Raw genomic sequence first — 16,578 nt, forward strand, 5'->3', positions numbered from 1 at the left:
GTGTTCGGACCGCGGGAAATCGGCTTGCCCAGCCCCGAATGAGGCGATCGGCGTCGGGCTGACGCCCGAGCATCGGACCGCACGGTCCGTGCACAGCCGGAATCCACGCTCATGGAGCTGCCATTTCGAGTCGAAGGGGCGCCCGGCGCGACGGACGCTGGCGAGAGCCTGCCCGAACTGAGCGGGCCCGACGCGGGGTACTCGGAGCCGATGCCACTCACCCCGGCGCAGATGGGTCAGTGGCTCGCTCAGCAGCTCGATCCGGGCGTGCCGATGTCGGTGGCGCATTACGTCGACATCCGGGACGACGGCAACCGGCTCGATGTCGAAGTGCTCTCGCGGGTCGCATCTCGAGCGGCCCGCGAGTTCGGTTCGGGTCTGATTCGTCTGGTTATGGTGGATTCGCGGCCGCACCAGGTCGTCGACCCCAGGCTCGATACGGGCACCAGGCAGATCGACCTGCGCGCCGAGGTGGATCCCGAGGCGGCGGCGCACGAGTGGATGCGCAGCGATGTGACCGCCCCGTTGGATCTGCTGCGCGACCGCCTCTCGGTGTCCGTGATGCTCCGCATCGCCGACGACCGATACTTCTGGTACTCGCGCACCCATCACATCGTGCTCGACGGTGTCGGCGGCGCGTCGGCGCTCTACCGCATGGCCGACCTCTACAACGCCGAGATGGAGGGACGCGAGTCGCCGCCCAACCAGGCCCACGACCTGCCGTCCGTGCACGCCGCGGAGGCCGCGTACGCCGACTCCACGCGCTGGGAGGCCGATCGCGCGTACTGGATCGAGCGCACCTCCGGAATGCCCGAGCGGTGCAGTCTGGCCGAACACTCGGCACCGGCCCGCGCGCTGAGCCGAGACGTCGGCGGCCGGATCGCACACGACACCGCGTCGGCGCTCGAGGCCGCTCAGGAACGCTACGGGGCGAGCATCGCCGCGCTGGTCGCCGCGACGATCGCCGCCTACACCGCCCGCCACACGGGCGCCGAGGACATCGTGCTGAGCCTGCCGGTCTCGTCGCGCACGACGGCGGTGCTGCGGCACTCGGGCGGGACGCTGGCGAACGTCGTGCCGCTGCGGGTGACGGTCGGCATCGGAACGACCGTGTCGGAACTCGTGGCCGACGTGACGCGCGCCTTGTCCGGCGCGCTGCGGCACCAGCGGTACCGGCACGAGGACCTGCGCCGTGATCGCGGTGACCGCGGAACCGGCCGAGGGTTCGCGGGCCCGCTGCTGAACTTGATGATGTTCCCCGACGAGCTTCGGCTCGGCACGACGCGCACATCGCTCGAGGTGCTCTCCTCCGGACCCATCGAGGACCTGCTCGTCAACGTCTACCGCTACGGCCCCTCGGGGACGATCCGACTCGACTTCAAGGCCAATCCGCAGCTGTACGACGACGACACCCTGCACACGCACTACGACAGGTTCACGCGGCTGTTGGATGGTGTGCTCACCGCCGATCCGGACACGCCCGTCGGTGAACTGCCGATCGTCGACGACGCCGAACTGGCCGCGCAACTCGCGGCGTGGAACGTTCCCGCCACCCCGGTCGAGGAGGTGCTGCCGGAACTCGTCGCCCGCCGGGCCACCCTCGCTCCGGACCGGGTTGCGGTCGTCGCGGACGGCCGCAGGCTGACGTACGCCGAGCTGGTGTCGCGCGCCAATCGCCTTGCCCGGCACCTGATTGCGGCGGGGGTGGGGCCGGAGGCGGCGGTCGGGGTGGTGTTCGACCGGTCCGAGGATCTGATCGTCGCGCTGCTGGCCGTCCTCACCGCCGGGGGCGGCTACGTCCCCATCGAAGCCGGCACCCCCGCGCCGCGGCGCGACTATGTCCTGGCCGACGCCGAGGTGTCCTGTCTGGTCACGACCCGGGACTTCGCGGCCGAACTGGACGGTCGCGGCGCCCCGGTCATCGTCGTCGACGATCCCGCGACCGGCGCCGCGCTCGCATCGCTGCCGGCGGCACCGGTGCGGGGCGCAGAGCGCCTGCGCCCGCTGCGCCCCGAGCACCTCGCATACACCGTCTACACGTCCGGATCGACCGGCCGACCCAAGGGCGTGCAGGTGAGTCACCGCAGCGCGGCGGCGCTGCTGGTGAACGCGCACGCGGCGTTCGGGACAACCGCCCGCGACGTCTGGACGATGTTCCATTCCTTCGCCTTCGACTTCTCGGTGTGGGAGATCTGGGGTGCGCTCACGTCCGGCGGAACTCTCGTCGTGGTCGACCGTCGGACGGCCCGCGCGCCCGACGCCTTCGCCGCGCTGCTGCGGGACGAACACGTGAGCATCCTCAACCAGACGCCGGCGGCCTTCCTGCAGCTCTCCGACGCCGAGCAGGCCGACGGGCGACCCCTGACCGAGCTTCGCCGGGTGTTCGTCGGCGGCGACGACTACGACCAGCGGCGGATGGTGCCGTGGCTCGAACGGCACGCCACCGGCGGGTCGGCTCTGGTCAGTGTCTACGGCATCACCGAGACGACCGTCTTCCTCACCGGTCTCGCGATGGACGTCGCGTCGGCCGAGGCGCCGGGCAACCTCGTCGGTCGCGGGCTGCCCGGGGTGCGTCTGCGCCTGCTCGATCGCCGGCTGCGACCGGTCCCCGTGGGCGTGGTCGGCGAGATCTACGCCGGCGGCCCCCAGGTCGCTCGTGGCTACGGCCGACGCGCCGGGCTCACGGCCGCCCGGTTCGTCGCCGATCCGTACGCGAGCGACGGCGCCCGGCTGTACCGGTCGGGCGACCTCGCCCGGTGGGACTCCGACGGTCGACTGGTGTTCCTCGGTCGCAGCGACTTCCAGGTCCAGGTGCGCGGATTCCGGGTGGAACCCGGCGAGATCGAGTGGGCGCTCGCCCAGTGCCCGGGCGTCGCGCACGCGGTGGTGGTTCCGCATCGGGCGGAGGGCGAGCCGGTGCGGCTGGCCGCGTACGTGGTGCCGGAACCCGCGGTGGTCCTCGACCCGCACTCGGTGCGAGAGCACGTCGGGGGAGTCCTCGCGCCGTACATGATGCCCGCCGCGGTGATGGTGCTCGACCACCTGCCGTTGACCGTCAACGGCAAGGTCGACCGAAAGGCGCTGCCGCAGCCGGACTTCGGGACGTCCACGCGACCGGGGCGGGCGCCCGCCGGTCCGGTCGAGGAGACGCTCGCGGGCCTGTTCGCGCAGGTTCTCGGCGCGCCGGCGGTGACGGCGGAGGACTCGTTCTTCGCCCTCGGCGGCGACTCGATCATGGCGATCCAGCTGGTGTCCCGGGCCCGGGAAGCGGGATTGTCGCTGACACCGCACGACGTGTTCGAGCGCCTGTCCGTGTCCGGTCTGGCGGCGGTGGCCACCGAGGTCGAGGCGCCCGGCGCGGAGCTCGAGGAACTGCCCGGCGGCGGCGTCGGCACGGTTGCGCCGACACCGATCGTGCGGTGGCTCGTCGAACGGGGCGGCGCCTGGTCGCGGCTCGCGCAGTCGGTCTGCGTCGTGGTGCCGGCCGGGATCGAGTCGGCCCACCTCCTCGGGGCCGTTCAGGCCGTCCTCGACCACCACGACATGCTCCGGGCCCGATTCCTGCCGGACAGCGGAGGATTCGACGTACCTCCGGAGGGATCGATCGTGGCGGCCGACGTGCTCGACCGGATCGAGCCGGGCGGCGAGGTCGGTCTGACGGCAGCCCTCGTCGCGGCCCGCGACGACGCCGCGGACCGCCTCGACCCGGCGTCCGGGCGCATGGTGCAGGCCGTGTGGTTCGACCGCGGCGCGGACCGCCCGGGCCGGCTCCTGCTGGTCATTCACCACCTGGTGGTCGACGGGGTGTCGTGGCGGATCCTGTTGCCGGACCTGGCGGCGGCATCGCGGCAGTCGCGGGCCGGGACCGCGCCGCACCTGCCCGCGGTGGGCACGTCGATGCGGACGTGGGCGCACACGCTCGCCGAGTGGGCCCGCCGCGACGCGCCGGACCGCGCCGCGGAGATCCGCTACTGGCGCGGCGTGCTCGCGGAGGCCGACCCGCTGCTCGGCCGCCGCGCGCTCGATCCGACCGTCGATCTCGCCGCGACGGTCGCGACCGTGGTCGCCGACCTTCCCGAGGGTGTCAGCGAGGCGATGTCCACGACCGTGCCGGAGACGGTGCACGGCGGCGTCGACGACGCGGTGCTCGCCGGGCTGGCGATGGGGCTGGCGCGCTGGCGGCGGCGCCGCGGCACCGCGACCTCGTCCTGCCTCTGCACGCTCGAGGGCCACGGCCGCGAGGAACAGCTGATACCCGGTGCAGACCTGTCGCGCACGATCGGCTGGTTCACCACCACTCATCCTGTCCGGCTCGACCTGGCCGGCGTCGACCTCGACGCCGCGTTCGCCGGCGGCCCCGCCGCCGAAGAGGCACTCAAACTGGTCAAGGAACAGCTTCGGGAGGCGCCCGACCACGGAATCGGTTACGGCGCACTGCGGTACCTCGCAGACGCCGACGCGATCGGTCACCTCGATCACAGACCCGCACCGCAGATCAGCGTCAACTACCTCGGCCGGACGGCCGTCGCCGCGGACGGCGACCGGGGGGACTGGCTGCCGGTCGCCGAGCTCGGCGACCTGGGGGCGACGGTCGACCCGACCCTGCCCGCGGCCGCCGTACTGGACATCAACCTGATCACCGTCGACGCCGAGTCGGGGCCGACGCTGCGCGCGACGTTCGCGTATCCCACGGGCATCCTCGACGCGCGGGACGTCGAGGATCTCGCGGAGCTGTGGCGGTCGGCGTGCCGGGCGCTCGCGACCGCGGCGGCGCGGCCCGGCGCGGGCGGTCTGACGCCCTCGGATCTGCCGTTGGTAGCGCTGGACCAGGAAGCCGTCGAACACGTCGAGGCCGCGTGCCCGGGGCTGTCCGACGTCTGGCCGGTGTCGCCGCTGCAGGCGGGACTGCTGTTCCAGACCGAGCTGGCCGGCGACGCCGACGACCCGTACCTGGTCCAACTCGTGCTCGACCTGCGTGGTCGTGTCGACGGCGATCACATGCGACGTTCGGTCCAGACGCTGCTGGATCGGCACGAGATCCTGCGGGTCGCGTTCACGACCGGCCCGGACGGTGATCCGTTGCAGCTGGTTCCGGGCCGGGTCGAACTTCCCTGGGCGGTAGCGGATCTGCGTGATCCGGCCGAGGCGGACCGCGTGCTGGAGCAGGACCGTGCACGCCGTTTCGACATGGCGACGCCGCCGCTGCTGCGGGCCCTCCTGATCCGGACGGCGGAGGACGCGTATCGCCTCGTGCTCACCTACCACCACATTCTTCTCGACGGTTGGTCGGTCCCGCTGATGGTGCGTGAACTGCTCGCGCTCTACGCGGCCGCGGACCCGCACGAGGTGCCGGTGTCGGCATCGTTCGCGAACTACCTGTCCTGGCTCGGCACGATCGACCGGGCGGGATCCACCGCACGCTGGGTGGAAGCGCTGGCCGGTGTCGACGAGCCGACCCTGCTCGGACCGCCGGGACACGGTCGCCCGCTGCCGACCGTGCCGCGCGCCGAACGTCTGCTGCTCACCGAGGCCGAGACCGCACGACTCGACGGTGTCGCGCGCGACCGCGGCGTCACGATGAGCACCATCGTGCGCGTGGCGTGGGCAATCGTGTTGGGGGCGTGGACCAGACGCGACGACGTGGTGTTCGGTGCGATCGTGTCGGGGCGCCCACCGCAGATCGACGGCATCGAGGACATGGTGGGGCTGTTCATCAATACCGTCCCCATCCGGGTCACCCTGCACCCCGCCGAGACCCTCGGGGAGCTGCTGGACCGCTGCCACGCCGACCAGGCGGCGCTGCTCGACCACGAACACGTCGGCCTCGCCGACATCGAACGTGCGACCGGCGCCGCCGCCCTGTTCGACACCATCACGGTCTTCGAGTCGTACCCGGTCGACCGCGGCGGGCTCACCTCGGACACCGACATCGCCGGCATGCGGGTCGTGGACGTGGCGGTCCACGACGCGACGCACTACCCGCTGGCGCTCGGGGCCTCGGTGGACGGCGGCCTCGAGATCCGGATCGACTACGCGCCCGCGTTGTTCGACGAGAGCGACATCGACGCCGTCGCCGACCGTCTCGAACGCGTGCTGCAGGCCATCGCGTCCGATCCGGACCGGACGCTGGCGCGACTCCGGTTGCTGTCGGACGCCGACTACTCGCGGCTCGCCCCGGTGCACGGCCGACCCGGACGACGCCACCGCACGCTGCCCGGCATCCTGGCCGATGCGGCCCGGATCGACCCGGACGCGCCGGCGGTGACGTGCGGCCCGGCAACCCTCACCTACCGGGACCTCGACACCCGCTCTACGCGGTTGGCGCGGCGGCTCATCGACGACGGGGTGGGCCCCGAGAGCGTCGTCGCACTGGGCCTGACCCGCTCGCTGGACTTCGTCGAGGCCGTCTGGGCGGTCACCAAGACCGGGGCGGCGTTCGTGCCCGTCGATCCGACGTATCCGCGGGAGCGGATCGAGCACATGTCGAGCGATGCGGGCGCCCGGGTGGGGCTGACGGTGCGGCAGTGGCGAGACGGGTTGTCCGACAGCGTGTCCTGGCGCGAGCTCGACTCCGACGAGTACCGCGCCGAACTGGCCAGCCTGTCGGCGCGGCCGATCACCGACACGGATCGCACGGCGCCGCTGCGGATCGACAATCCCGCCTACCTGATCTACACGTCGGGGTCGACGGGGATACCGAAGGGTGTCGTCCTCACCCACCGCGGTCTTGCGAACCTCGTTGCGGCGGAACGTGAGAGCCTGGCCGTCACCTCCGAGGCGAGGGTCTCCCAGTTCACCTCGCCGAGCTTCGACGCGTCGGTGTTCGAACTGCTCATGGCGTTCGGGTCCGGCGCCCACCTGGTGATCGCTCCGCCCGACATCTACGGCGGCGAGGACCTGGCGCGCCAGCTTGCCACCAAGCGGGAGACGCACGCCTTCTTCACCCCCAGCGTCCTGGGATCGATGCGGCCCGACGGCCTCGACGACCTGCGGTCGCTGGCCGTGGCGGGTGAACCGTGCCCGCCGGAGCTGGTGGCGCGGTGGGCCGGCGGACGCAGCATGTTCAACGCGTACGGGCCCACCGAGGGCATGATCATGTCCAACATCGCCGGACCGCTGCTGCCCGACGACCCGGTCACCATCGGCGGGCCCACCCTCGGCTTCGTGGAACTCGTGCTCGACGCACGCCTGCAACCGGTGCCGATCGGGATGCCGGGCGAGCTGTACCTCGGCGGACCCGCCATCGCACGCGGCTACCACCGCCGTCCGGGACTGACCGCCGAACGGTTCGTCGCGAGTCCGTTCGTCGCGGCGACCGATCACCCCACCCGCGAGGACGAGGGCACGCTGCCCGGCGACCGGCTCTACCGGACCGGTGACATCGTGCGGTGGCGCGACGACCTCACACTCGAGTACCTGGGCCGCAGCGACCTCCAGGTGAAGGTGCGCGGGTTCCGAATCGAGCTGGGCGAGATCGACGCGGTGTTGGCGGACCACCCGGGTGTGGAGTTCGCGGCCACACTCGGCCGGACCGCGCCGTCGGGGGAGACCGTGCTCGTCTCGTACGTCCGCCCCGGTGACGACCCGGCCGTCGAGCCCGACGAACTGCTCCGCCACCTCGCCGACCGCCTTCCGGCGCACATGGTTCCGGCGTTGATCGTGCCGATCGGCGAGGTGCCCCTGACGCCGTCGGGCAAGCTCGATCAGAAGGCGCTGCCGGCGCCCGACTTCCCGGTCGGCGGCGACGCGGCCGATGCCATCGCATTCACGCCGATCGAGGGGATCGTCGCCGAACACCTGTGTGCCGTGCTGGGCATCGACCGGATCGGGCCGGACGACAGCTTCTTCGACCTCGGCGGCAACTCGCTCATGGCCACCCGGGTCACGCGGCGACTCGACGCCGCCCTCGACACCGACATCGACGTGCGCGCCATCTTCGAGGCCCCCACCGTCCGCGGGCTCGCCGCGCGGGTGCTGCAGCGCGGCCCCGGCGGCGCGCACCGCCCGGTGCTGCGGGCGTACGACCGGCCCGAATCGTTGCCGCTCTCGTCGGCGCAGCTGAGGATGTGGTCGATCAATCAGCTCGACACCGCGTCGCCCGCCTACAACATCGTCATGGCGGTACGCCTGCGCGGCGACCTCGACGAGCGGGCACTGATCGCCGCGGTCGGCGACGTCGTCGTCCGGCACTCGACGCTGCGCACGATGTACCCGGTGGTCGACGGCACCCCCACCCAGCTGATCGTCGATCCCGAGGACATTGCACGCGCCGAGTCGCTGTCGGTGGTGGCCGCGGATCTGCCGGGTCACCTGCTGCGGCTGGCGGAGACGGGCTTCGACGTGAGCCGCGAGGTGCCGCTGCGGGCACAGCTGCTGCGGCTGGCCGGCTCCGAGCACGTCCTGGCCGTCGTCGCGCATCACATCACCGCCGACGGGTTCTCGATGCAGACGCTCGCTCGGGACGTCATGCGCGCGTACGAATCCCGGCGTCGAGGCCGTGCACCGGAATGGGCGCCGCCGGCGGTGCAGTACGTCGACTTCACGCTGTGGCAGCGCGAGCTGCTCGGCGACCCCGAGGATCCGGAATCGCTGTACCGCAGGCAGCTGGACTACTGGCGTGACGCCCTCGCCGGCATTCCCGACGTCGTCCCGCTGCCGACGGATCGGCCGCGTCCGCCCCGGCAGTCCTTCCGCGGTGCCGCCGTGGGATTCGACATCGACGCCGCGACCCACGCGCGGCTCACCGACCTGGCCCGACACGGCAACGCCACGATGTTCATGCTCGCGCACACCGCGCTGGCGGTGCTCGTCGCCAGGCTGTCGAGTTCCGGCGACATCGTGATCGGGACACCGGTGTCGGGGCGCGGCGAGGCCGGGCTGGACGACGTGGTCGGCATGTTCGTCGGCACCCTCGCACTCCGGACCCCGGTCGATCCGGGCGCGGGGTTCGCGGACCTGCTGACGGTGGTCCGCGAGGCGGATCTCGCCGCGTTCGCCCGCACCGATCTACCGTTCGAGCGGCTCGTCGACGAACTCGCACCCGCCCGGTCGACGTCGTACGCACCGCTGTTCCAGGTGCTCGTCGAGTACCGCACCGACATGTCCGGATACCTGCAGCTCCCCGGGCTCGAGGTCGAGCCGCTCGACTACGAGCTCCCCGTCTCGAAGTTCGATCTGCAGCTGAGTGTGTCGGAGTCCTTCACGCCGGACGGAGATCCCGGCGGAATGCACTTCGATCTCACCTACGCCACCGACCTGTGGGACGAGCCGACGGTCGACGGATTCGCAGAACGGTTGCGCCGGATCCTGGATGCCGCCGCCGCGGACCCGCACGCCCCGGTGGGAGAGATCGGTCTGCTCACCGATGCCGATCGCGCCGCGCTCGAGGCCGGGGACACTGATGCGGGCGCCGCGTCGGAGGCGACGCTCGCGGACATGTTCGGTCGCGCCGTCGCGGCGTATCCCGACGAGGTCGCGGTCGTCCACGGGACGACGAGGCTGACGTATGCCGAGCTGGCGGCCCGGTCGAGTCGGCTCGCGCGGGCCCTCGCCGTCCGCGGCGCCGGGCCCGATTCCGTGGTGGCCCTGGCGCTCCCGCGGTCCACCGACATGATCGTCGCGGTCGTCGCCGCGACTCTCGCCGGCGCCGCGTATCTCCCCGTCGACCTCGGCTCGCCGGGGGAGCGCATCGCGCTGGTGCTCGACGAGGCCTCGCCGGCCTGCGTGCTCACCACCACGGCCGCCGTCGATGCACTCGGCGCACCCACGGCCCCGGTCGTTCTCCTCGACGATGCGGGGTTCCGCCGCGAGCTGGAGGCGTCGTCTCCGGACCTGCCGACCGACGCGGATCGCGTGGCGCCCCTGCACCCGGACGACACCGCGTACGTCATCTACACCTCGGGCTCCACCGGACGGCCGAAGGGCGTGCAGGTCTCGCACCGCAGTGTGGTCTCGCTGCTGGTGAACGCACACACCGTGTTCGACCTCCGTCCCACCGACATATGGACGATCTTCCACTCCTTCGCCTTCGACGTCTCGGTCTGGGAGGTGTGGGGACCGCTCTCCGACGGTGCCGCGACGGTGATCGTCGATCCGGAGGTTGCGCGATCTCCCGACGACTTCGTCGACCTGCTGCACCGCGAAGCCGTCACGGTGCTCAATCAGACGCCCGCGTCGTTCTACCAGTTGGTCGGCTCGGACCACGGGACGGAGCTCCCGCTGCGCTACGTGTTCGTCGGCGGTGAGGAACTCGCGCTCGAGCAGGTCGCCCGCTGGTACGACCGCCGATCGCCGGACGCGGCTCGGGTCGTCGAGATGTACGGCGTCACCGAGGCCACCGTGATCGACAGCTGCGCCCCGCTGTTCCGCGACACTCTCACCGACACGTTCGCCGGCGGGATCGGCCGGCCCCTGCCCGGGGTCCACCTACACGTCCTCGACGCGCGCCTGCACGCCGTCCCGGTCGGCGTCGTCGGCGACGTCTACCTGTCCGGTGCGGAGGTCGCCCGCGGATACCTCGGCCGGGCGGGACTGACGGCGTCCCGGTTCGTCGCCGAGGTCGGCGGGACCGGCCGACGGATGTACCGCACCGGGGACATCGGCCGTCGCGACCCGGACGGACGACTGGAATTGCTGGGCCGCAGCGACTTCCAGGTCCAGGTCCGTGGGTTCCGGGTGGAACTCGGGGAGATCGAATCCGCGCTGCTCCGGTGCGACGGGATCGAGCAGGCCGTCGTCGTGTCGCACCGCGGTGACCGCGGCGCGGACGAACGGCTGATCGGCTACGCGGTCCCGGCCGACGGGCGCGTCCTCGACCCACTCCGCATCCGCGACGACGTCGACCGGGTGCTGCCGTCGTACATGGTGCCCGCAGCCGTCGTGATTCTCGACGAACTGCCGGTGACAGTGAACGGCAAGGTGGACCGCAAGGCGCTGCCTGAACCGGATTTCGCGGTGTTCGCGGGACGCGGCCGACAGCCGGCCGGTGCGGTCGAGGAGCAGCTCGCCGGGCTGTTCGCCGGGGTCCTGGGCGTGCCCGCGGTCGCGGCGGACGAATCGTTCTTCGCCCTCGGTGGAGACTCGATCATGGTGATCCAGTTGGTGTCGCGGGCGCGCGACGCCGGGATCGTCTTCGCGCCGCAGGACGTGTTCGAGCAGCCGACGGTCGAGCGACTCGCCACGGTGGCCGACGCCGCGGAATCGGGCCGTGCGCGTGTGCTCGACGAGATCGCGGGTGGCGGAATCGGACCCGTCGAGCCGACCCCGATCGTCCGCTGGCTGGCCGGTCGCCCCGGGGCGTGGGATCGCTTCTCGCAGTCGGTCACCGTGACGGTTCCCGCGGGGATGTCCGGTGCGCAGTTGATCGCCGCGTTGCAGGCGGTGCTCGATCGGCACGACATGCTGCGGGCCGTGCGGGTCGGCTCGGGTTCGGGCATGCACCTGGTGGTGCCGGAGCCGGGCACTGTCGATGCGTCCTCGCGCTTGCGTCGCGTCGACTGCTCCCACGTCGGAGACGAGGCCGACGTCGACGCGGTGGCGGCGTGGGAGCGGGCGGCGTCGGTGGGGCGGCTGGACCCCGGGGCCGGAGTGATCGTCCAGGTGGCGTGGTGCGACGCCGGTCCGGAGCGCGCCGGACGGCTCGCGGTGGCGATCCATCACCTCGCGATCGACGGCGTGTCGTGGCGGATCCTGCTCGCCGACCTCGTATCCGCGTGCGAGGGAGCACGGGGCGGGGAGATGCCGGAACTTCCACGCGTCGGTACGTCGATGCGGACGTGGGCGCACGGACTTCGTGCGGCCGCGCACGATCCGGACACCCTGGCCGAATTGCCTTGGTGGACGGACACCTTGGTACCCGCCGATCCCGTGCTCGGGGCGCGGCCCTTCGATCCCGACATCGACGTCATTGCCGACCAGGTGGCGGTTCGTATCCCGGTCGACGTCACGCAGGGACTCCTGGCGCGTCTGCCCGCGGCGTTCCGGGCGACCCCCGCCGACGTGGTCCTGTGTGCGACGGCGATGGCGGCGGCACGCTGGGACCGTTGGGGTCAGGGGCGCCCGAGCATCGTGGTGTCCGTGGAGGGACACGGCCGCGAGGAGCAGATCCTTCCCGGCGCCGATCTGTCCCGCACCGTCGGCTGGTTCACCACCGCGTATCCGGTCCGCGTCGACCTCACCGGCATCGATGTCGACGATGCGTACACCGCCGGGCGGGCCGCCGGTCGGGCACTCGACGCGGTCAAGGAACAGTGGCGAGCGGTGCCGCGGAACGGCATCGGGTACGGACTGCTGCGCCACCTCGAGCCCGACACCGCCCGCACGCTCGACGCGTTCGAGGACCCGCAGGTCGCGGTCAACTATCTCGGTCGGCTGTCGGGGGATCGTGCCGCGGGCTGGGCCGTGGGTTCCGGCGGGCCGGACGCGTTCGTCGAGCGCGAGAGCCAGGGGCCGGTGCCGTGCCCGCTCGCGATCGACGCGTACGTGGAGGATCAGGCGGACGGCCCGAGCCTGTGCGCCGCGATCCGGTACGTGCCCGACATCCTCGACGACGATGCGGTCGCGGAGTTCACGGCGCTGTGGCAGCGCGCGGTACACGCCCTCGCCGAACACGTCGCGTCCCCCGGCAGCGGCGGGCTGACGCCGTCGGACCTGACCTGGGGCACCGTGACCCAGTCGGAGATCGAACGTTGGGAGAGAACACATCCCGGTGTGGTCGACGTGTGGCCGCTCACACCCCTCCAGGAGGGGCTGCTGTTCCATGCGCTGCTCGCGCAGCAGGACGTCGATGCCTACCACGTGCAGTTGGTCGTCGACCTCGAGGGAGAGGTGGACGAGAGGCGGTTGGCGGACGCGGCGCAGGCGCTGATGGATCGGCACGAGAGCCTGCGGACCGTCTTCGATCACCGGGACGACGGCACGATCGTCCAGTTGTCCCTCGAGCACGTTCCCGTCGACTGGTCCACCCTCACTGCGACCGATGACCAGGCCGAGGAACTGATCGCGCGCGACCGCGAGATCCACTTCGACATGCGCCAGACCCCGCTGATCCGTTTCCTGCTCATCGATCTCGGCGGCAGTCGCCGCCGACTGGTCATCACGAACCATCACGTCGTCCTCGACGGATGGTCGATGCCGCTGCTCGTCGCCGACCTCTTCGACCTCTATCTCGCCGGTGGTCGGCCGCTCGACCGCGCGCCGGCCTCGTACCGGGACTACCTCGAGTGGTTCACCTCGCGGGACACCGTAGCCGCCGAGCGTGCCTGGACGTCGGCGCTGTCCGGACTGTCGGGCCCGACGCTGGTGGCGCCGCACGCCGCCGGACGGCAGCTGTCGGCCACGGCGAGCGAGCCGGTGCCCATGGACGATTCCACGGCGGATGCGCTGGGGCGCACCGCCGAGACCGCCGGCGTCACGCTCAACACCGTGCTGCAGGCGGCATGGGGAATTCTGCTGGGCCAGATGACGGCCGGTACCGACGTCGTGTTCGGCACCACGATCGCCGGTCGTGCTCCCGCCGTCCGCGGCATCGAATCGATGGTGGGGCTGTTCATCAACACGGTCCCGGTCCGGGTGCGTCTCGACCCGCGGGAGACCGTCGCCGGCCTGCTGGGCCGGTTGCAGTCCGAGCGGGCCGCGTTGATGCAGCACGAGTACCTGGGTCTCACCGCGATACAGCAGGCGGCCGGCTTCGGTGGGCTCTTCGACACAGCGATGGTCTTCGAGTCGTACCCGATGGACATGCAGGCCCTCGCCCGCCTCGCCGAGCGGACCGGATTGCGGGCCACGGCCCTCACCGGGCATGATTCGACCCACTACCCGTTGTCGCTCAAGGCATTCGAGGACGCCAGCCTGCATCTGGTGCTGCGGTACTCGCCCGATGCGATCGATCAGTCCGTCGTGGCGGACATCGCCCGGCGACTGGCCCGGATCGTCGAGAGCATCGCGCATCGTCCCACCACACCCGTCGGCCGCATCGACGTCGTGGGCGAGCGGGGGCGCGCGGAACTGATCGAGATCGCGACGTCCGATCCGGGACCCGTGCGCACGTGGGCCGAGATCCTCGCGTCGGGGGCGGCGCTCGATCCGGACGCGACCGCGCTGCGGTGGCGCGGCACGGACACGACCTACCGCGAACTCGACGAACGGTCGACCCGCCTGGCGCGCGAACTGATCGCGTGGGGTGTCGGTCCGGAGGACTTCGTCCCGGTCGCGATACCGCGTTCGGCGGACTCGGTCACCGCCACGTGGGCGGTCGTGAAGAGCGGCGCCGCCCCTGTGCCCATCAACCCCAAACTGCCCTCCGGCCGCATCGCGTATATGCTCGACGACTGCGCCGCCGCGGTCGGGCTGACCGCGACCGCCGACCACGGTCTGCCGGGGGCAGTCGACTGGCTGGCGCTCGACGGGATCGACCTCGACCGCCGGTCGCCGCGCCCGATCCGGGACAGCGAACGTACCCACCCTCTCCGCGCGACCGACCCGGCCTACCTGATCTACACCTCCGGGTCCACGGGAGCGCCCAAGGGGGTCATCGTGACCCACGCCGGGCTGCCCCACCTTGCGGCCGCGCAGATCGAGCACCAGGGCGTGACGCCTGAATCGCGTGTGCTGCATGTGTGTTCGCCGAGCTTCGACGTGTCGATCCTCGAACTCGTGCTGGCGTTCGGGGCGGGCGCGACGCTGGTGGTGGCGCCTCCCGACGTCTACGCCGGTACGGAACTCGAACAGTTCGCCCGGGACGAACGCGTCACCCACCTGCTCGTCACCCCCGCGGTGTGCGGCACCCTCGACCCGAGGTCGCTGCCCGACGTCGAGGTCGCCGAGATCGGCGGTGAACTGTTCGGAGCGGAGTTGGTGGACGAATGGGCGCACCGCACGCGTCTGCTCAACGCGTACGGGCCGACCGAGTGCACGGTGTGCGTGACCACCAGCGGCGCACTCGAATCCGGTGCACCGATCACGATGGGTGGGCCGGTCGCCCGGTCCGGCGTCGGCGTCGTCGTGCTCGACTGCTGGCTGCGTCCGGTGGCCGACGGGGGCGAGGGGGAGCTGTACCTCTTCGGCCCCTGCCTGGCGCGCGGCTATCGCGGCCAATCGTCACTGACCGCGGAACGGTTCGTGGCCAACCCCTTCGGGCCCGCCGGATCGCGCATCTACCGGACCGGTGATCTCGTGCGCCGCGCCGGGCGCGGCGTGCAGTACATCGGCCGCACCGACTTCCAGATCAAGATCCGCGGCCTGCGCATCGAGATCGGCGACGTGGACGCGGCGCTCATCGCGCATCCCGACGTCGAGTTCGCCGTGTCGCTGGGACGCCGGGCACCGAACGGCGAGACAGTGCTGGTGTCGTACGTCCGGCTCGGGCCCCACAGTGGCCTCGAGCCGGCCGCGCTCAAGAAGTTCGCGGCCACGTCGCTGCCGGCATACATGGTGCCGTCCGCGATCACGATCCTCGACACGGTGCCGATGAACTCCAACGGCAAACTCGACCGCGACGCGTTGCCGGACCCGGTGTTCACGACCGGTGCCTACCGGCCGCCCCGGACCGACGTCGAGCGGGTGCTGGTGGACGTGTTCGCCGACGTCCTCGGTGCGGAACGCGTCGGCGTCGACGACAGCTTCTTCGAACTCGGCGGCAACTCGCTCAGCGCGGTACGCGTGGTCGCCGAGGTCCAGTCGCGACTCGGCCGGGCGCTGCCGATGCAGTGGGTCGTCAACGATCCGACACCCGCCGCGATCGCCGCGCGCCTCGACAGTGGCAGCGGGCCCTCGGTCGACCAGTTGGTGCGGATGCGTTCCGGGGACGGTGCGGAGCCGCTGATCTGCGTGCATCCGGCGATCGGGCTGACCTGGTCCTACACCGGTCTGATCCCGTACATCACCGACGGACGTCCCGTCTACGGGATCCAGTCGTCCGGCATGACCCCCGGCGCCGCGTCGGCGTCGTCGATGGACCAGCTGGCCGTGCGGTACGTCGACCTGATCCGGCGGGTGCAGCCCCACGGCCCGTACCACCTCCTCGGATACTCGGTGGGCGGTGCGATCGCGCACGCGATGGCCGTTCGACTGCGGGCGCTGGGCGAGGACGTCGGCACGCTGATCATGCTGGACACCCAGACCACCGAGTCGATTCCCGACGGCGCGCGCACTCCGAGCCTCGGGATGCTGTTCGCGGAGTTCGCCGGGATCGACTCCGACGAGGGCGTCGACGACGACCTCACCCCCGATCGCGCGGCGCAGTTGCTCCGCGACGCTGGTGGTGCATATTCCAGGTTGACGGCCGAAGACCTGCGCCGGATCTACGACGACTACCTGCACACGATCAGCCTGGGCCAGGAGTATCGACCCGAGACGTTCGACGGCGATCTCGTCTACGTCGCCGCCGATGGCGAGCCGGGGGACACGCGAACCCCGTGGGACCACTACATTTCCGGAACGGTCCACACCCATCCCGTGGGCCACCCGCACAACCGTCTGACGGAACCGGAGGCTCTCGCGGTGATCGGCCCGATCGTGCGGCGCTACCTCGACGGCACAGACCGATGATCTTGCGGTGCAATCGGGATCAGTGCTTACATG

Annotated in this window: 1 protein-coding gene; it reads left to right on the forward strand. The window is 71.5% G+C overall.

Translation table 11 applies throughout. The annotated features are described in order from the left end of the window. Window positions 1-111: 111 nt before the first annotated feature. Window positions 112-16,545: an amino acid adenylation domain-containing protein gene (locus tag ABI214_RS25290; protein ID WP_348605150.1), complete on the forward strand. Its 16,434-nt coding sequence runs from the start codon at window positions 112-114 to the stop codon at window positions 16,543-16,545. The last annotated feature ends 33 nt before the right edge of the window (window positions 16,546-16,578 follow it).

Origin of the sequence: Prescottella soli (genome assembly GCF_040024445.1) — a bacterium.
GTDB classification, from domain to species: domain Bacteria; phylum Actinomycetota; class Actinomycetes; order Mycobacteriales; family Mycobacteriaceae; genus Prescottella; species Prescottella soli.